Consider the following 17260-nt stretch of genomic DNA (forward strand, 5'->3'; position numbering starts at 1 on the left):
ACCGTCTTGCGGAGTGCCCCGTGCGGACCCTGGCCCATGTTTCCGACCTGCATTTCGGCGCCGTCGATCCGGCGGTGGTCGCCGCGCTGGAGGCCGACCTTGCCGCCGTCGCACCCGATCTGGTCGTCGTTAGCGGCGACCTGACCCAGCGCGGCCGCCGCCGCGAGTTCCGCGCGGCGCGGGCCTTCCTGGATCGCCTGGACCGGCCGGTGCTGGTGGTGCCCGGCAATCACGACGTGCCGGGATTCAATCTGGCGGTGCGCTTCCTGCGACCCTACCGCCGCTTTTCCCGCCACATCACGTCCGACCTGTTCCCATTGGTGACGGACGACGAGATGGCGGTGCTGGGCCTGAACACGGCCCGGCGGCTGGTGCGGCACTGGAACTGGGCGCTGGGCAGCATCAACCGGCGCCAACTGGCGCGGGCAACGAACGATCTGGCCGCGCATGGCGGCAACCGCGTGCGGATCATCGTGACGCATCATCCGGCCGTGCTGCCCCCGGGGCACCGCGACGGCCGGATGCTGTTCCACGCCGAGCGGGCCTTGAGCAGCTTTGCCGCCAGCCGCGTCGACCTGCTGCTGAGCGGTCACCTGCACCGCACGCACGCGGCCGTGTCCGCCGTGCCGGCGGCACGGCCCGGCGCGCCGGCGTGGTCGATGATCGTCGCCCAGGCGGGCAGTGCCACATCCACCCGGCTGCGCGACGAGGCCAACGGCTATAACGTGATCCGGCTTGGGGCACGGCCGCCGCGCCTGGAGGTGGACACGCGGGCCTGGACCGGCGCCGGATTCGAGGCCGTGTCCACCCAGGCGTTCGATCGCGCGGATGGGCACTGGGCGGTTTCACGGGATTCGGCGGCGCGTTGACAGGGATCGGGGCGAGGGGCACTCTTGACGCATGGCACACGCGGCTGTTGATACTCATGATGGCGATGCGACAGTGCTCGAGGCGTCATTGGCCCGGGCAAGGGCAGTGCTTGCGCGCGCGGATCGGGAGGCGGATGGCCCCGGGCTGATGAATGAAATTGACGCCGTGAGAGTTGGCCTTGGAAGGGTTGGCGCCGAAGCGGAACACGGTGTCCAAATCCAACTGAATGACCTTCAACGCGTGGCGGATGCCAGCCAATGGGCCGAACCCGATCCAATCCATGAGCAACGGCTTGACCGCATGGCTTGGTTGATCGCGCAGGAGTCGGAGCGGGCGCGATTGGTTGGTCGGGGAGGTCCTTCCGCGCCCCGCGCCGTCGCCGCGCTGAAGGCCGTGCTCGATGACGCGACTCTGGCCACAAAAGGCTTGGCCAGTCGCCTGCGCAAGGAATGCTTGGGTCTTCGGTGCATGTCACGGGCCCCAACACGAGAGTCGCTGTCCCGACGGCAGTATGAAATGGTTCTGTGGACCAGAAACATTCCGGTGGTGGGCCGAGACCTCACGATCTTTCCGGAGGGCGACGCCATGCCTGTGATCGAGGCGGTTCTGCCCGTTGAGCTTGCCAACGACCAGGACGGGCGGTTGGCTCTCGAAAACGCGATTGACGCCGAGGTTGAAGCTTGGGACCCGGACCTTGTGGGCTGGACCGCGATTCAGTGGCGCGACGCCGATGACGCCGCGTGAGTTGCTGGACACGGCCTGGGACCTTGCAGCGATGCCCGAGGAACGACACTGGCGCGCGGCCGCGCATCAAGCGTATTACAGCGTCTATCATTTGGCCTGTCAGACGCTTGGGCTTGACCCCGCCAACGACTACGCAATGGCCCGACACCAAGCAGTTCTCGAGAGGGTTGAAAAATCATATGTCGGGTCGGCTCGCCTGTATCGCATGAAGCAGTCGATGCGACGTCTGCGCGAACTGCGGGTCCGTGCGGACTACGCGCTTGGCGCCCCGGTGACGCTCCGAGAGGTTCGAGACGCGGTTCGCCGCGCCGAGGATATTCTGGCGGCCCCCTCCTGATCGCACGGGACAGCCCCCCATGCCCCTGGACCTGTGGTTCGTGTATCTGATCGCCTGCGTCGGCCTGAGCCTGACGCCCGGCCCCAACGGCCTGTTGGCGCTGACCCACGGGGTGCGGTTCGGGCTGGGCCGCGCCGTGTTCACGGCGGCCGGGGCGATCACCGGGTTTCTGCTGCTCATAGCCCTGTCTCTGGCCGGGCTGGGGGCCTTGATGGCCGCGTCTGAGCAGGCGTTCACCGCTGCGAAATGGATCGGCGGCGCCTACCTGATCTATCTGGGGATTCGCCTGTGGCGGGCGCCGCCGCCGAGCGTGGACGACACGCCAACTGTGGATCTCCGCGCCCGCCACCCGGCACGCCTTTTCGGCCAGGGGTTCATGGTCGCCGTGTCGAATCCCAAGGTGCTGATCGCCTTCGCCGCCGTTCTGCCGCAGTTCATGACGCCGGGCGCCGGGTTCTGGCTGCAGTTCCTGGTGTTGGGCGGAACCGTCTCGGCGGTCGAGTTCAGCTACCAGGTGCTGCTGGCCGGCACGGCGCAGCGGCTTGCGCCCTGGTTTGCGCGCTTTGGGCGCTGGTTCAACAGGGTGACCGGCTCGACCTTCATCGGCATCGGCGGGCTGTTGGCCACCGCCAGCCGGACGTGACGGTGGTTCGGCTGGCCGTCAGGCGTGCTCCCTCAACCAGGCCACGGCGTCGTCCAGCGACGGACAGACACGGACCTCCGCCCGGATGCCCGCTTGCCGGTAGATGTCCGTCAGCATGACGGCGTAGGCGCGCGTCGCCTCCCCGTCCGACAGGTCGCAAGCGTGCAGCGAGCGCACCCCCGCGCGGAGCAGCACCTCGGCCTGCCGGTACATGGCATGGGCATCGGTGTGCCGATCGACGACGTTGCGGGAGTCAAGGATCATCAGGGCGTGGCGTTGGAGCTGCCCGGCCCGGCGCAGGGAGTCGAGGAAGTCGGCGAAGGCATCCGACGTCATGACCCCGTGCGCCTTGAACAGCAGCGCCGAGCGGTCGGCGGTGACCGGTTGCTCCGTAACGGCGAAGAGGCACCGGCCTCTCCTGTCCGTGTTCAGGCTCATGACAGGGTCCCAGGCGGAAGGGTCCAAATCCCGGCTCAAAAGGCGTGAAGACACCGGATGGCACCCCTTTCATTGTGGATATCCACAGGACGCTTGCAATAATGTGTAGCCCCGACGGCCTCGGGTTGCGAGCACTCTTCCGACATATGCCGATCGGCCACGGGCGTCCCGGCCCGGCCGGATCAGGGACCTGCGCCTCTGCTTTCCCTTCACAACCCGCGCGCCCGACGGCACACTCGCCCCTGCCATGCCGACCGCCCCCGCGCCGCCGCTGATCGACCGACTCCTGTCCGGGTTCGAGCCCCTGGGCGGCCTGGAGCCGGAGGCGCGCCGCCTGCTCGCGCAGGGGGTGCGGCAAGTCACCCTTCCCGCTGGCGCCGTGGTGTTTCGCGACGGCGACTCCTGTCAGGCCTACACCCTGATCCTGGAGGGCTGCGTGCGGGTGCAGAAGGTCTCGGAAAGCGGGCGGCAGATCGTGCTGTACCGCGTCGAGCCGGGGCAGACCTGCGTGCTGACCACCAATGCACTGATGACCGACCTTCCCTACGGTGCCGAGGGTGTGGCGGAGACCGACGTGCGCGCCGCCGTGCTGCCGGCGAGCACGTTCCAGGCGCTGCTCGGCTGCTCGGCCGTGTTCCGCCGCTTCGTCTTTTCGGCGTACGCGGCCCGCATTTCGGATCTCCTTCTTTTGATCGACGAGGTCGCTTTCGGCCGGATCGACGCGCGCCTTGCGCACGTACTCTTGACCCGGGCCGATAACAGCGGAATTGTTGTGGCCACTCATCTGGATCTGGCGATGGAGCTGGGTTCGGCGCGCGAGGTCATTAGTCGCCAGCTCAAGGAGTTCGAGCGTCGGCACTGGGTGACCGCCACGCGCGGTCAGGTGCGGGTGACCGACGCGGCGGCCCTGGACCGACTCCGTGGTGGCGATCAAGGACCGGACGGCCGTGCCGGCGGTGGGGTCCGGATGGGGGCAACAACACAGGAGTCAGGCGGAGGTGGTCGCATACCCCACCCGCCCCATGACTGAGAAGGAGCACGACATGTTCAACTTTTTGATTCCCGTGGAACGGAACGTGGGTCTCTTTGAAAGCCTCGCCCGGATCGGTGGCGGCATCCTGCTGATTTCCATGGCGGCGTTTTACGGAGACAGCAAGGGTGACTGGATCGGCTGGATCGGCTTCATCCCGCTGTTCACCGGCATTGTGGGTTTCTGCCCGTTCTACAAGGCGATCGGCATGAACACCTGCAGCACCGACACCGCGAAGAAGTAAGGCCCATTCGGCTCGTCCCACTCCATTGGGTCCCGGCCAATCCCTGGCCGGGGATCCGACGTTGCGCGCCACCGGCATATCCCTGCCGGTGGCGCTCGTACTTTTTGCGCCCGTCTCCCACGCCACTCCCCCTCTCTCAGCGCGGGCCAGCGTTCCGGGCCTTACCACGACCGTCCGCGTGTGACCGTGGCCCCCAGTGATGTTTCGGCGGCGCGATCCGGAACGAATGGCGTCGGCACGAGTTTCTTGAACTGGAAAGGTCAGTTTACGACGACCGGCCAAGTTGGCTTGGTCGTCGCGGTTCGGCATGAAACAATGGGAGTACGACCATGGAAGCCAAGAAAGCCGCTGAGCAGGGCGCGGAAAAGGTGAAGGCCCGCATTGACAACACCGAGAAGAACGTCGGCAAGGTCGACAGCTACGCGCGCATCGGCGTGGGGGGTGCCCTGATTTTCCTCGCGCTCTTTTCGGGGGCACCGGGCGCGATGGTTGGCTGGATCGGGGTGATTCCCCTGGCCACCGGCGTCCTGCGCATCTGCCCGTTCTACAAGATGACGGGCATGAACACCTGCGAGCCGGCCTCCAAGTAGGGGCCCGACCGCAACGCGGTTCATGACGTCGTTCCGACCCCCAGACCCCCGGCGGCCCAACCGTCGGGGGTTTGGTGTCTGGGGCGTCTGTCCCGACTTCCGATGGTCTGGTTTCGCCGAACGCGACTCCGCCCTCCGGTTCTGTGACTAAGTTACCGATCCATGGGGCCGCGCCGGTGTATCCCTCGCACGACCGGGGACATCCGCCGTCGGGGAGATGCCTCGTCGTTTCAAGTTTCATCGAGAGGGAGTCATGACCATGACCAAGAACGTCGGCGGCATGGACCGCATCCTGCGCATCGCGATCGGCGCGGCGTTGATCGTTGTGACGGCCCTGGTGCCGGCACTGAGCCCCTGGGGCTATATCATCGGCGCCATCCTGGCCGCCACCGGGCTGCTACGGGTCTGCCCGGCCTACCTGCCGTTCGGCATCAAGACCTGCAAGTCAGAGTAGACCCCTGTTTCCCCTCCCCGTTGCCGGGCCGGTCCCGTCTGGCCCCGGCATCCTTCCCCCCGGCGAGCCCATCGCCGGGGTTTTTTTCAGGAGGGGGGCTGGGTGGCCGTCAGGTCAGCGCGGCCCCCAGAACGACCGCACCGAAAATGGCGGCCGTCATGACTCCGATCACCCCCCACATGTACGCCTTGCCGGGCTTTTCGGCGAGTTTGACCTCCATGCCGGCGAACCGGCCCTCCATGTCGCCGAACCGGCTTTCCATGTCGGCGCGCAGGGTTTGCACCTCGGCCTTGGTGGCCAGATGGGGCAGCGTGCTGCGAAGCTGCTCGTCGATCCGCACGATGAGCGGTTCGAGTCGGGCCAGCGTCGCCTTGACGTCCGTCATGTCCGCTTCCAGGCGGCCGACCCGAAACTCCAGGAGAGTCAGGGGCTCCCGGTCCTCCGGGGCGATGGGGGCGGGTTCGGGCATGGGGCGTCGGGCCTTTCGTGCATCGTCGGTCGGGGCTTGTCCGTGTAATGTAGCCGCGGTGGGCGCGCCGGGAAAGATGCCACCCGACGGCGTGTGGACGGGTGTGGCCGCAGCCCCTTGGCCCCTCCCGGACCATCGGGCACAATGCGGACCGAAACGAAACAGGCCGCCGGCGCGCGAACCCGGCGGCGGACCGCGAAACCGGGAGGACGACCGTGACCGAACCCCTGTGGACCCCGACCGCCGAGGCCGTCGCCGCCAGCAACATGACCGCCTTCATGACACAGGTGAACGCCAAGCACGGCCTGAGCCTGGGCGACTACGATTCGCTGTGGCAGTGGTCCGTGGATCAACCGGCCGCGTTCTGGTCGGCGGTGTGGGACTTCTGCGGCCTGATCGGCGAAAAGGGTGACGTGGTCGTCGATGACCCGAAAAAGATGCCCGGCGCCAAGTGGTTCCCCAACGGTCACATCAACTTCGCCCGTAACCTGCTGCGGCCGGACTGGGACCCGAGCGCCGACGCCCTGGTGTTCTGGGGGGAAACCGCCGTCAAGCGCCGCCTGAGCTATCAGGACCTGTGGGACGCCGTCTCACGCTTTCAACAGGCGCTCATCGCCATGGGCGTTCAGAAGGGCGACCGTGTGGCCGGCTATATCCCGAACATGCCGGAAACCATCATCGGAATGCTGGCCTGCGCCGGCATCGGCGCCATCTGGTCCACCGCCTCGCCGGACTTCGGCGTGCAGGGCGTGGTGGACCGCTTCGGCCAGATCGAGCCCAGGGTGCTGATCGCCGCCGAGGGCTATTTCTACAACGGCAAGGCACACGACGGCCTGGAGAAGATCGCCGCCATCGTCGAGCGGATGCCCAGCGTCGAGCGCACCGTCATCGTGCCCTACACCCGCGACGACGCCGATCTCTCCGCCGTGCGCGAGGCCGTCTGGTGGGATGACTTTGTCGCCCCGTACACCGCCGGGAACATCCGCTTCGACGACCTGCCGTTTGATACGCCGCTGTATATCATGTACTCGTCGGGGACGACGGGCGTGCCCAAGTGCATCGTCCACGGCCAGGGCGGCACCCTGATCCAGCAGGCCAAGGAGCACGTCCTGCACTGCGACGTGAAGCCGGGCGACCGCGTGTTCTACTTCACCACCTGCGGCTGGATGATGTGGAACTGGCTGGTGGCCGGACTGGCCTCCCGCGCCACCCTGCTGCTGTACGACGGCAGCCCGGGCTATCCGTCGGGCGCCATCCTGTTCGACTACGCCGACGCCGAGGGCATGACCCTATTCGGCACCTCGGCCAAGTGGATCGACGCCATCAAGAAGGCCGGCCTGAAACCGCGCGAGACCCATTCGCTCAAGACCGTGCGGGTGATGACCTCGACCGGCTCGCCGCTGGTGCCGGAGTCGTTCGACTACGTCTATGAGGACGTGAAGCCGGACGTGCAGTTGTCCTCCATTTCCGGCGGCACCGACCTGCTGTCGTGCTTCATGCTGGGCAGCCCCATCAGCCCCGTCTATCGCGGCGAGATCCAAAAGCGCGGCCTGGGCATGAAGACCGAGGTCTACGACGAGGACGGAACCTCCGTCGTCGGCAAGAAGGGCGAACTGGTCTGTACCCAGGCGTTCCCGTCCACCCCGGTCGGTTTCTGGAACGACCCGGAAGACAAGAAGTTCCTCGCCGCCTACTTCGAGCGCTTCCCCGGCATCTGGACCCACGGCGACTGGGTGGAGTTGACCGAGACCGGCGGCCTGCTGGTCATGGGCCGCTCCGACGCCACGCTGAACCCGGGCGGCGTGCGCATCGGCACCGCCGAGATCTACCGACAGGTGGAACTGCTCGACGAGGTGGTGGAGGCGCTGGTGATCGGCCAGGACTGGGATAACGACGTGCGGGTCGTGCTGTTCGTGCGCCTGCGCGAGGGCCTGGACCTGGACGAGGCGCTGGCCGACAAGATCAAGAAGCAGATCCGCCAGAACTGCACGCCGCGCCATGTGCCGGCCAAGGTGGTGCAGGTGACCGACATCCCGCGCACCAAGTCCAACAAGATCGTCGAACTGGCGGTGCGCGAGGTGGTGCACGGCCGCCCGGTCAAGAACAAGGAGGCACTGGCCAACCCAGAGGCGCTGGACCAGTTCGCGGATCGGGAGGAATTGCGGAGTTGACAGGGGTGCCGTCCGGATGGTCTTGACCATGCGGGCCGGGGCGGACGCCGCGTCCCGTGGCGACGCGGCGTTTGCCGGGTCGCCCGGCCCGGCGATGTCCCTCCAAAGGATCCGTGTGCATGAAGACCGCCGCCGCCGTTCTCGTCCTTGGCCTGACGGGAGCCGTCCTGTTCCTGGCGGGGGGACTGGGCCCTGGGGTCGTCGATCCGACGGCGGTGGACTGGCTGTTCGGGCCTGGGGACTGGGGCCAGCACTACCTGGGATGGGCCACCTTCCGGCAGGCGCCCTGGAGCCTGCCGCTCGGGTACAATCCGATGCTGCTGTGGCCGATGGGAACATCCATCGTCTACACGGATTCGCTGCCATTGCTGGCCATCCCCCTGAAGCTGTTCGACGGCGTGCTGCCGGCGTCGTTTCAGTTCAACGGCCTGTGGATGTTCACCGCCTGGGTGCTGCAGCCGGTGATGGCCTTCGTTCTCCTGCGCCGGGTGTCGGTGGATCACCTGACGGCCTGCGCTGGCGCGCTTCTCTTTCTGCTGATTCCCAGCATGACGGCGCGCATCGGTCACGACACGCTGGTCGCGCAATGGATCCTGCTGTGGGCGCTGGTCGTCGTGACACGGCCGCGCACGGCGGCGACGGACCTGCACTTCCTCGCCGTCCTGATCGTGGCCGCCCTGGTGCATTTCTATCTGCTGTTCATGGCGCTGGCCCTGTGGGCGGCCTGGGTGGCGCCGGGCGTCCTGAGCGAGAGGACGGTACGGGGTGCGACGTTATCGGCCGGCCGGGCGGCGGGCGTGCTGGCCGGCGTGGTCGGCGTCATGTGGTTGGCGGGTTACTTCGTGATTGCCGTCGACAGCGCCGCCGGCGGGGGGTTCGGTCACTACTCGATGAACCTGAACGCGCCACTGAACCCTGTCGGTGAGCACTGGTCAACCCTCGTTCCGCACCGTCCGGTTGGACCCGGCCAGTACGAAGGGTTCCAGTATCTGGGCGTGGGGATCATGGCCCTGCTGCTGGTCGCGGCCGGACTTGTCGCGAGCAATCCCCGGCACGCCTGGGCGCGTGTCACGCCGGACCGGCGACCGGTCTGGCAAAGGCGCCGTTGGTGGCTGCTGGCGGCGCTGGCGACCTTGACGGTCCTGGCCGTGTCGGACACCGTTACATGGGACGAGACCGTTCTGTTCACCTACAATCTGCCTGACTCCCTCACCAGCATGGTGCGCTCGTCAGGGCGGTTGTGGTGGCCAGTACCGTTGGCGGCCCTCGCCGGAGCCGTCGTACTGCTGCACCGGATGGTGCCGCGCCGGTGGGCGCTGGCGGTTATCGCGGTTTGTCTTGTCCTGCAATGGATCGACGTCCGTCATGGCGTGCTGACGGGACCGCCGCCCGCCGCGCACCCGTCGAGGCTGGAGGACGACCGCTGGGCCGAGCTGGTGGACGCGGCGCGGGTCGTGTCGGTAGTCCCGTCGGACACCATGGCCACCGAGGTTCTGTATCCCCTGACCCATCTGGCGGCCCGGGCGGGCGTTCCGATCACCGCCGCCTACGTCGCGCGTCGCGACCACGCGCGGTTGACGGCCGCGAATGCGCGCCTGATCGAGGCCATCGTGCGTGGGGACACCGACCCGGACACCCTGTACGTCCAGGACGCGACGGCCGAATCTGGAGGCGCCGCCCTCTCCCTCCTGTCGGCGCCCCATGTCGACCGCCTCGGCCTGTTGGACGGCCTGTTCGTCCTCCCGCCCGAAGGGAATGACGGCCGGCCGTTGCCGGCGGCGCCGGCCTTCCCGTTCGATCGGGTCATGCTGCTCGACGCGCCGTCGCTGGCGTCTTTGGTGGCGGGGTGCGCGGCCGACTGCTCGCTGATCCTGGCGGTCAAGGACGAGGCATCCACGAACCTGCCGAGCGCCTTCATCCAGGCGATGTCGCAACGCGGCAGCCGGTTGATCGGTGAACTGGGCTGGCGGCAGTCCTACGCGGCGATTCTGCACGACGGTGCGGTGTTGGCCGAGGATCTCGCAAGCGACGCCCCCGTCTCGCTGGCCGCAACCCTTGGCGGTCTGCGTTTCACCGTCGAAAGCGCCGGCAATGCCGCTGGCAGCTGGGCCTCGATCAGCACGGCCGGGCGCCAGCTGGCGCTCAACCGGCGCGGGTTCAACGTGGTTCGCATCCACTGGGACCGGCGTGCGATCGAGGTCGGCACCATCGACGTCTTTGCCGGCAAAGGGGAGTAAGGTCAGGCCGTCGTGGCCGGCCTCACCGGAACACCCAGAACCGTGTCAACAGGAACGTGATGGGCGGGACCGTGGCGACCGCCGCCGCCAGCGCCAACGGATCGGGCCAGGCGAACAGGGACAGAGCGACGAACAGCACACCCTGGCTGGCGGCGACGGCCCCAAGGGATGTGGCGATGAAGCGCGGCAGCTGGCGGCGATGATCGATCCGCTCGGTCTTGAAGGTCCACCGTTGATGCCCGAGGTAGGAAACCCCGACCGCCGCGAGGTAGCCGAAGACGTTGCCGATATAATACCCGAACACGGCGGCGACGGCGTAGGCGACGCCGTAGTGAACGGCCGTGGCCGTCACGCCGACGATGCCGAAGCGCGCGATTTCCCCGGTGATGTCCAAGAGGGATCGGGATCGGGCGGTCATTGTGTGGACTCTCGCCGTGGCACGCCGTGGGTCTCGCGCAGCAGATAGACGGGGCGCTGTTTCGCCTCATGGAAAAGGCGGCCCACATACTCCCCGAGAATCCCGAGCGACACCATTTGCAGGCCGTTGAGGAAAAGAATGGCGACCATCAGCGACGCGTAACCGGGAACATCCGCACCTGTGAACAGCGTTCGCACAATCAGATAAAACCCATACAGAAACGAGAGTGCGGCGACGCTCAAGCCAATGTAGGTCCAGATCCGTAGCGGCGCGGTGGTGAACGACGTGATGCCGTCCAGCGCGAAATTCCAGAGCTTCCAGTAGTTCCATTTGCTGGTTCCAGCCGTGCGCGGTTCGCGGCTGTAGGTCACTGCTGTCTGCCGGTACCCGACCCACGCGAACAGCCCTTTCATGAAGCGCGTGCGTTCACGCAGCCGATTGACGTCGGCCACCACGCGCGCGTCCATCAGCCGGAAGTCCCCCGCGTTCTCTGGAATCTTGAACGCGCTGATGCTGTTGATCAGGCGATAGAAGCCGAGAGCCGTCAGTTTCTTGGCCCAGGTGTCGGAGTCGCGCGATATCCGCACGCCGAAGACAACGTCGTAGCCCTCGCGCCATTTCGCCAGCATCTCCCCAAGAAGGGCCGGCGGGTCCTGGAGATCGACGTCCATCGGCACGACGGCGCGGCCCGTCGCATGTTCGAGGCCCGCCGTCAGGGCCGCCTCCTTGCCGAAGTTTCGGCTCAGATCAAGGACAACGATACGCTTGTCGCGCGCCCGATGGTCGAGAAGGCAGTCCAGGGTTCTGTCGCGGCTGCCGTCGTTGACGCAAATGATCTCCCACGACACCCCGAGGCGCTCCAACTCCGGAACAACCTCCGCGAAGAACGGCGCCACGGCCTCTTCCTCGTTGTACATGGGTACGACGACGGAGAGGTCCGGCGGTGCCGCATGGGCGGCGACACACTCCGCAGGGTCCCGGGGCGAAAGCTCGGTCATGGGGGAGAGGTCCTCAGTGTCTTCCGGGATCGCCAAGCGCGGAGCGGTCGGTTCTGTTGTATCGTCCACAGCCATTGCCTTCGGTGGAACCGAAGGGCGGTCGCTCAGGACTTGGCGGACAGGGGATGGGGCACGGTCCCACTCAATGCGGCGGCAGGCGGACCATGTTGCGCCAGAAGCTTTCGATGCCCTTGACCACCTCGATGAACCGGTCGAAGTCCACCGGCTTGACGATGTAGCAATTGGCGTGCAGTTCGTAGCCGTGCATGACATCCGATTCCGCCTGGGATGTCGTCAGCACGATGACCGGCGTGCGCTTCAGCTTGATGTCCTGCTTGATCTCGGCCAGGACCTCGCGGCCGTCCTTGCGCGGCAGGTTGAGGTCCAGCAGCACCAGGTCGGGGCGCGGCAGATCGGCATAGCGGCCCTCGCCCCGCATGAAGGCCATGGCCTCGATTCCATCGGCCACGACATGCAATCGGGTCTGGGATCCGCCTTCCTTGAAGGCCTCCGACGCAAGGCGTGCGTCGCCCGGGTTATCCTCGACCAGCAAGATATCCATCAATTCGACGTACCCCAGAAAACCGTTGTTTCCCCGAGCGCTGCAACCGCGAGGGTGGGCACGACCCACACGACCCACACGCGGCCGGCCTCCGGTCGCCGGTCGAACCAACCCGACCTGCCTTCACCCTGGCAGCCTCGGACCGGGCTGCAAATAACCTTACGAAGAATGCTAGCACGCGGCGGCCTGTCCAGAGAAGAACATGATCGCGTTCTTGCCGGATCGTTTCGCTTGGTACATGGCTGCATCGGCCGCATGGAGCAAGCTTTCGTAGCTGACGCCGTCATCCGGCACCATGGCAATGCCTATGCTGGCGGTCAGCGCCGCTGCACCGTATTCAGGCGAAAACGGCCGGGAGATTTCTTGCAATAGTTTTTCGGCGACGGCGGCCGTGGCCTCACGCCCCCTGACCTCGGGCAGGATGACCACGAACTCGTCCCCCCCCAGGCGCGCCACCTCATCGGAAATGCGCACCGCGCCGCGCAGCCGGCTCCCGATCTCGCGCAGGACGGCGTCCCCCGCCGTGTGCCCGGCGGTGTCGTTGATGTCCTTGAAGCCGTCAAGGTCGATGAACAGCAGCGCGGCATCGCGTTGATAGCGCGTCGCCTGCTCGACGGTGCTGGTGAGCAAGCGGTTGAACAACTGGCGGTTCGCCAGCCCCGTCAGGGGATCGGTGGTGGCCTGGCGCAGCAGCTCCTGCTCCGCCCGGCGCCGGAAGGTGATGTCGCTGAAGATCGCGACATAGCCGGCGATGCCGCCGCTGTCGTCGGTCACCACATTGATGCGCAGCCATTCCGGATAGACCTTGCCGTCCTTGCGTCGGTTCCAGATCTCGCCTTCCCACGCCCCGGTCTCGCGCAACTGGCGCCACAGGCTCTGATAGAACGACGCCTCATGCACCCCCGACCGCAGGATGTTCGGCTGGCGGCCGACCACCTCGGCGCTGTCGTAGCCGGTGACGGCGGTGAAGGCGGCGTTGACCCGCACCACCTTGCCGGTGGCGTCGGTGACCATGATGCCGGTGTCGATGTTGCGGAATGCGGCCTCGGCCAGCAGCAGGCGCTGGTTGGCGCGGTGGCGCTCGACCGCGTACAGGATGGCCCGCTTGATGAGCTGGCCATCCCCGCGCCCCTTGACCAGATAGTCCTGGGCGCCGCGCTGCACGGCACCGATGGCGATGTCGGTGGCGTCGGTGCCAGTCAGGACGACAACGGCGATGTCGGCGCGGGCCTGATGCACCGTGTCCAGGGTCACCAGCCCGCTGGAATCGGGCAGGGACAGATCGAGAAGGATGATGTCATAGGACTCCCGCGCCAGCAGGCGAAGCGCATCCGCCAGCGACGAGGCATGAACGAACGACAACGTCGGGCCGTCCGCGTCCTCCAGCAGATACTGGATCAGGCGGGCGTCCGCGACGTTGTCCTCGATCAGGAGGCACTTCAGGGCGTCCGGCGCAGTCATGGTCCCGTTCGGTGTTGTGGCACCGTCTGCCAAGCCCCCGCCCCCGCCTCACAGGCCGCCCCGTGCACAACGGCCCGAGAAACAACTTTGGCAAGTGACTCTCACGACGGACGGCGGAATTTGAATCGATCTCGTTTCATCACTGAACGCCAAATCGGCGCGCTTGGTCAAGTCATAAGGTCGGGTAAACCGACCCGAAACACACGCATCGCCAGGCTGAGACCCGTTTTCGACGTCAGGCTGACCGTGGCCGCGCATCCTCCGCCGGTTCGTCGGCCAGATGGAGGCTTGCGGCCTCCAGCGCCGCCTTCTGGCGGGCCTCAAGGGCGTCCACATCGAAGTCGTCGATCAGATTGCGGAACAGCTGGTGCCAGTTGATCTCCGCCTTCAGATGCGTGAAGACCGATCCCAGGCCAATGGCCGCGCGGTGCATCAGCACGAATTCGCGCGGGACCTTGACCCCGCCCGACTGGCGCAGCTTTTCGTGCATTCCTTCGGCGACTTGTCGGCTCACGGGGCCGCCGCTTCGTTCCTCCTGGATTCGGCGCGCGCGGTCGTCCATCAACGGACCATAGAGGAACCGGGCCCAGATGTTCAGGATCTCGATCATCTCCCGGTCGACATCGACGAAGCCCCAGTCCTTGTAGGCCTCGACCGCGCGGTCCATGTCGTCGTCGCGCAACGCGAAGAACAGGTCGATGACGCCCTTGACGAAGCGCGGCCGGAACACGCGGATGCCGCCGAAGTCCATGAGATTGATGCTGTTGTCCTCGCGGACCGTGTAATTGCCCAGGTGCGGATCGCCGTGGATGACACCGAATTCGTAGAATGGCACGTACCACGCGTGGAACATGTTCATGGCGATCTGGTTGCGCACCTCGGCCGGCGCATCGACGAAGTCCAACAGCCGCCGGCCCTCCAGCCAGGTCATGGTCAGCAGCCGGCGGGTGGACAGCTCGGGGATCACGCGCGGCACCTGCACGGTGGGCACGTCCTTCAGCATGTGCTCGTACAGCGCCATGTTGCGCGCCTCGCGCGCGTAGTCCAGTTCCTCGCGCAGGCGTTCGCTCAGTTCCGCATGGACCTCGCTGGGGTCGATGCCGGTCTTGTAACGCCGCGCCAGGGTGATGATCCACTTGAGCTGGCTCAGGTCGGCCTCGACCACCGACGCCATGTCCGGGTACTGCAGCTTGCAGGCCAGCGGCGTGCCGTCGTGCAGCGTCGCGCGGTGCACTTGGCCCAGCGAAGCGGCGGCGGCGGCCGTCGGTTCGAACGAGCCGAATCGGGCCTGCCAGTCCGCGCCCAGTTCCGTCTTCATGCGCCGGCGCACGAACGGTCCGCCCATGTGCGGCGCGTCGGACTGCAACTGCGACAGCTCCCGCGTGAACTCCTCGGGCAAGGCCTCGGGGATGGAGGACAGCAGCTGCGCCACCTTCATGAGCGGTCCCTTCAGCCCGCCCAAGGCCGCGCGCAACTCCTCCGCCTGCCGGGACTTGTCGAACTTCATGCCCAGATAGCGTTCGCCGGCGGCACGGGCGGCGAATCCGCCCATGCTCGTCGAAACCTGGGCGTAGCGGCGGACGCGGCCGCCCAGGTTGTTGGATTCACGCCTGTCGTTCTCTGCCATCGGTCAGGCCACCTGTTCCAGTTCGTCGATGAACCCCGTCAACACGCCCAGCCCCTGGCGCCAGAAGCCCGGATCGCCGGCGTCCAGCCCGAACGGCGCCAGCAACTCGCGGTGCCGCACCGTCCCGCCGGCGGCCAGCATCTCCAGGTACTTGTCCTGGAACCCGGGGACCGTGCCGGCCTGGTGAACGGCGTAGAGGCTGTTCACAAGACAGTCGCCGAAAGCGTAGGCGTAGACGTAGAACGGGGTGTGCACGAAATGTGGGATATATGCCCAGAACACCTTGTACCCGTCGTCGAAGTCGAACGCCGGCCCCAGGCTTTCGGCCTGCACGTCCAGCCAGATGGTGTTGAGCCGCTCTTCCGACAAGGCGCCCTCGCGGCGTTCGGTGTGCACCCGGCGTTCGAATTCGTGGAAGGCGATCTGGCGGACCACGGTGTTCAACATGTCCTCGACCTTGCCGGCCAGCATGGTGCGGCGGCGGCGCGGGTCGGTCTCGGCATCCAGCATGGCGCGGAAGGTCAGCATCTCGCCGAACACCGACGCGGTCTCGGCCAGAGTCAGCGGCGTGTCGGCCATCAGCACGCCCTTGGGCGCGGCCAGCAGTTGGTGGACGCCGTGGCCCAACTCGTGCGCCAGCGTCATCACGTCGCGCGTCCGCCCCATGTAGTTCAGCAGCAGGTACGGGTGCGCCGACGGCACGGTCGGGTGGGCGAACGCCCCGGACGTCTTGCCCGGGCGCGGCGGCACGTCGATCCACGGGTTGTCGAAGAAACGCCGGCCGAGATCGGCCAGGCGCGGGCTGAACGCGCCGTAGGCGTCCAGCACGGTCTGGCGCGCCTGGTCCCAGGTGAACCGCCGGTCCTCGGCGTCGGGCAGGGGAGCGTTGCGGTCCCAGGTCGCCAGCTTCTCCTGCCCGAACCAGCGCGCCTTGAGGGCATAGTAGCGATGCGCCGTGTCGGCGTAGGTGTCCTTGACCGCCGTCACCAGGGCGTCGACCACCTCGTCCTCGACATGGTTGGCCAGGTTGCGCGCGGCCATGGGATGGTCGTAGCGGCGCCACTGGTCCTCGATCTGCTTGTCCTTGGCCAGCGTGTTGGTGACGTGCGCGAACAGGCGGCTGTTGGCCGACAGGCCGGCGCCGATGGCGCGGGCGGCCTTTTCGCGGCGGGCGCGGTCGCTGTCGGACAACTGGTCCAGCGCCTCGGTCACCGTGCAGGCGCGCCCGTCGATGTCGAACCGCAGGTGGGCCATCGTCTCGTCGAACAGCCGCACCCAGGCGGAGCGGCCCGCGACGTCCTTCTCGTGCAGCAGGCGCTCCATGGCCTCGGGCAGCTCATGCTCGCGGAAGGCCCGCACGTCGCGCAGCCACGGGGCATAGTGGGCCGTTTCGGGGGCGGTCAGCCGCGCCGCCAGGGCGTCGTCGGCAAGCTGGTTGATCTCCAGCGTGAAGAACAGCAGGTGCGAGGAAATCTCGGTCACCCGCTCCTGCATCCCCTGATAGAACCGCCCGATCTCGGCGTCGGTCTGATCAACGGCGTGCAGCAGTTGGGCGAAGGACATGACCCGGTACAGGGTCTCGCTGATGCGCTCGAACGCGGCGATGGCCGTGCCCAGGTCGGCGCCGGACAGGTCGCCCACCCGGTCCACGTGCTGCTTGCGGAAGGCCTCGGCGGCGGTGGCCGCCTGGTCCAGGTCCGCGTGCAAACGCGGATCGTCCGGACCGGCGTAAAGGTCGCTCAGGTCCCAGGCGGGCAGCGACGCCGACGGCGACGACTCCGCTGTGGGCGAGGCGGCGGCGCCCCCTTCCGGCAGGCGCGGCGGGATCGTGTCGGGCGGGGTCATCAAGGGGGTTCCAGTCATGCGCAATCTCCTTCGTCCGTTGCCGATATGGGGTCGGCCAGGGACGGGATCCACTCCGCCGGCATCCGCTGTCCCGACTCGTTCACTTCTCGCTTGCGTTCCAG

Annotated in this window: 18 protein-coding genes; 10 read left to right on the forward strand and 8 right to left on the reverse strand. The window is 67.0% G+C overall.

What is annotated here, in order from left to right; all coding sequences use genetic code 11:
• Positions 1 to 20: 20 nt before the first annotated feature.
• The 4 genes from Q0309_RS15350 (at position 21) to Q0309_RS15365 (ending at position 2594) form a co-directional block, all read left to right on the forward strand.
• Entirely contained in the window at positions 21 to 869 is an 849-nt protein-coding gene (locus Q0309_RS15350) for a metallophosphoesterase (protein ID WP_299443079.1), read from the forward strand.
• Between the two features lie 148 nt (positions 870 to 1017).
• Positions 1018 to 1614 (forward strand): hypothetical protein, encoded by a 597-nt coding sequence (locus tag Q0309_RS15355; protein ID WP_299443082.1) that lies wholly within the window; start codon positions 1018 to 1020, stop codon positions 1612 to 1614.
• The gene (locus Q0309_RS15360; protein ID WP_299443085.1) at positions 1601 to 1951 is read left to right on the forward strand and encodes a hypothetical protein; all 351 of its coding nucleotides are present in this window, start codon (positions 1601 to 1603) and stop codon (positions 1949 to 1951) included. Before Q0309_RS15355 ends, Q0309_RS15360 begins: the two co-directional genes overlap by 14 nt.
• A 19-nt stretch (positions 1952 to 1970) precedes the next feature.
• A complete protein-coding gene (locus Q0309_RS15365) occupies positions 1971 to 2594 on the forward strand; it encodes a LysE family translocator (RefSeq protein WP_299443088.1) in 624 nt (207 codons plus the stop codon).
• An 18-nt stretch (positions 2595 to 2612) separates the two neighbouring features.
• Here Q0309_RS15365 and Q0309_RS15370 read toward each other — a convergent pair whose 3' ends face one another.
• A complete protein-coding gene (locus Q0309_RS15370; RefSeq protein WP_299443091.1) occupies positions 2613 to 3032 on the reverse strand; it encodes a hypothetical protein in 420 nt (139 codons plus the stop codon).
• Positions 3033 to 3279: 247 nt separating this feature from the next.
• Between Q0309_RS15370 and Q0309_RS15375 the strand changes: the two genes are divergently transcribed.
• The 4 genes from Q0309_RS15375 to Q0309_RS15390 all read left to right on the forward strand — a co-directional run bounded on the left by Q0309_RS15375 (position 3280) and on the right by Q0309_RS15390 (position 5350).
• A complete protein-coding gene (locus Q0309_RS15375; RefSeq protein WP_299443095.1) occupies positions 3280 to 4062 on the forward strand; it encodes a Crp/Fnr family transcriptional regulator in 783 nt (260 codons plus the stop codon).
• A gap of 13 nt (positions 4063 to 4075) precedes the next feature.
• On the forward strand, positions 4076 to 4306 hold the full coding sequence (locus tag Q0309_RS15380; protein ID WP_299443098.1) for a DUF2892 domain-containing protein: 231 nt from the start codon (positions 4076 to 4078) through the stop codon (positions 4304 to 4306).
• A gap of 329 nt (positions 4307 to 4635) precedes the next feature.
• A complete protein-coding gene (locus tag Q0309_RS15385; protein ID WP_299443101.1) occupies positions 4636 to 4896 on the forward strand; it encodes a DUF2892 domain-containing protein in 261 nt (86 codons plus the stop codon).
• Positions 4897 to 5155: 259 nt separating this feature from the next.
• A complete protein-coding gene (locus Q0309_RS15390; RefSeq protein ID WP_299443104.1) occupies positions 5156 to 5350 on the forward strand; it encodes a DUF2892 domain-containing protein in 195 nt (64 codons plus the stop codon).
• 109 nt (positions 5351 to 5459) lie between these two features.
• Here the strand turns inward: Q0309_RS15390 and Q0309_RS15395 are convergent, their stop codons facing one another.
• Positions 5460 to 5819: a hypothetical protein gene (locus Q0309_RS15395; RefSeq protein ID WP_299443107.1), complete on the reverse strand. Its 360-nt coding sequence runs from the start codon at positions 5817 to 5819 to the stop codon at positions 5460 to 5462.
• 215 nt (positions 5820 to 6034) lie between these two features.
• Here Q0309_RS15395 and Q0309_RS15400 point away from each other — a divergent pair, with 215 nt between their 5' ends.
• Positions 6035 to 7990, forward strand: coding sequence for an acetoacetate--CoA ligase (locus tag Q0309_RS15400; RefSeq protein ID WP_299443110.1), 1956 nt, complete (start codon positions 6035 to 6037; stop codon positions 7988 to 7990).
• Positions 7991 to 8109: 119 nt separating this feature from the next.
• Positions 8110 to 10227 carry a DUF6311 domain-containing protein gene (locus Q0309_RS15405; protein WP_299443113.1) on the forward strand — a complete coding sequence of 706 codons (2118 nt, stop codon included), beginning with the start codon at positions 8110 to 8112 and terminating at the stop codon, positions 10225 to 10227.
• Positions 10228 to 10249: 22 nt separating this feature from the next.
• On the opposite strand, the gene Q0309_RS15410 is transcribed toward Q0309_RS15405, so the two are convergent.
• From Q0309_RS15410 to Q0309_RS15435, 6 genes are all read right to left on the reverse strand, one after another.
• The gene (locus tag Q0309_RS15410) at positions 10250 to 10645 is read right to left on the reverse strand and encodes a GtrA family protein (protein ID WP_299443116.1); all 396 of its coding nucleotides are present in this window, start codon (positions 10643 to 10645) and stop codon (positions 10250 to 10252) included.
• Positions 10642 to 11643, reverse strand: a complete 1002-nt coding sequence (locus tag Q0309_RS15415) for a glycosyltransferase family 2 protein (RefSeq protein ID WP_299443120.1) — start codon at positions 11641 to 11643, stop codon at positions 10642 to 10644. The genes Q0309_RS15410 and Q0309_RS15415 overlap by 4 nt, the downstream gene beginning before the upstream one ends.
• Before the next feature lie 142 nt (positions 11644 to 11785).
• Positions 11786 to 12205, reverse strand: coding sequence for a response regulator (locus tag Q0309_RS15420; protein WP_299443123.1), 420 nt, complete (start codon positions 12203 to 12205; stop codon positions 11786 to 11788).
• A 171-nt stretch (positions 12206 to 12376) separates the two neighbouring features.
• Positions 12377 to 13666, reverse strand: coding sequence for a diguanylate cyclase (locus Q0309_RS15425; protein ID WP_299443126.1), 1290 nt, complete (start codon positions 13664 to 13666; stop codon positions 12377 to 12379).
• A gap of 235 nt (positions 13667 to 13901) precedes the next feature.
• On the reverse strand, positions 13902 to 15293 hold the full coding sequence (locus Q0309_RS15430; protein WP_299443130.1) for a lipopolysaccharide core heptose(II) kinase RfaY: 1392 nt from the start codon (positions 15291 to 15293) through the stop codon (positions 13902 to 13904).
• A gap of 3 nt (positions 15294 to 15296) precedes the next feature.
• Entirely contained in the window at positions 15297 to 17156 is a 1860-nt protein-coding gene (locus Q0309_RS15435) for a M3 family oligoendopeptidase (protein ID WP_299443133.1), read from the reverse strand.
• Positions 17157 to 17260: the final 104 nt, after the last annotated feature.

Source organism: uncultured Rhodospira sp. (assembly GCF_937138205.1).
Classification (GTDB): Bacteria; Pseudomonadota; Alphaproteobacteria; order Rhodospirillales; family Rhodospirillaceae; genus Rhodospira.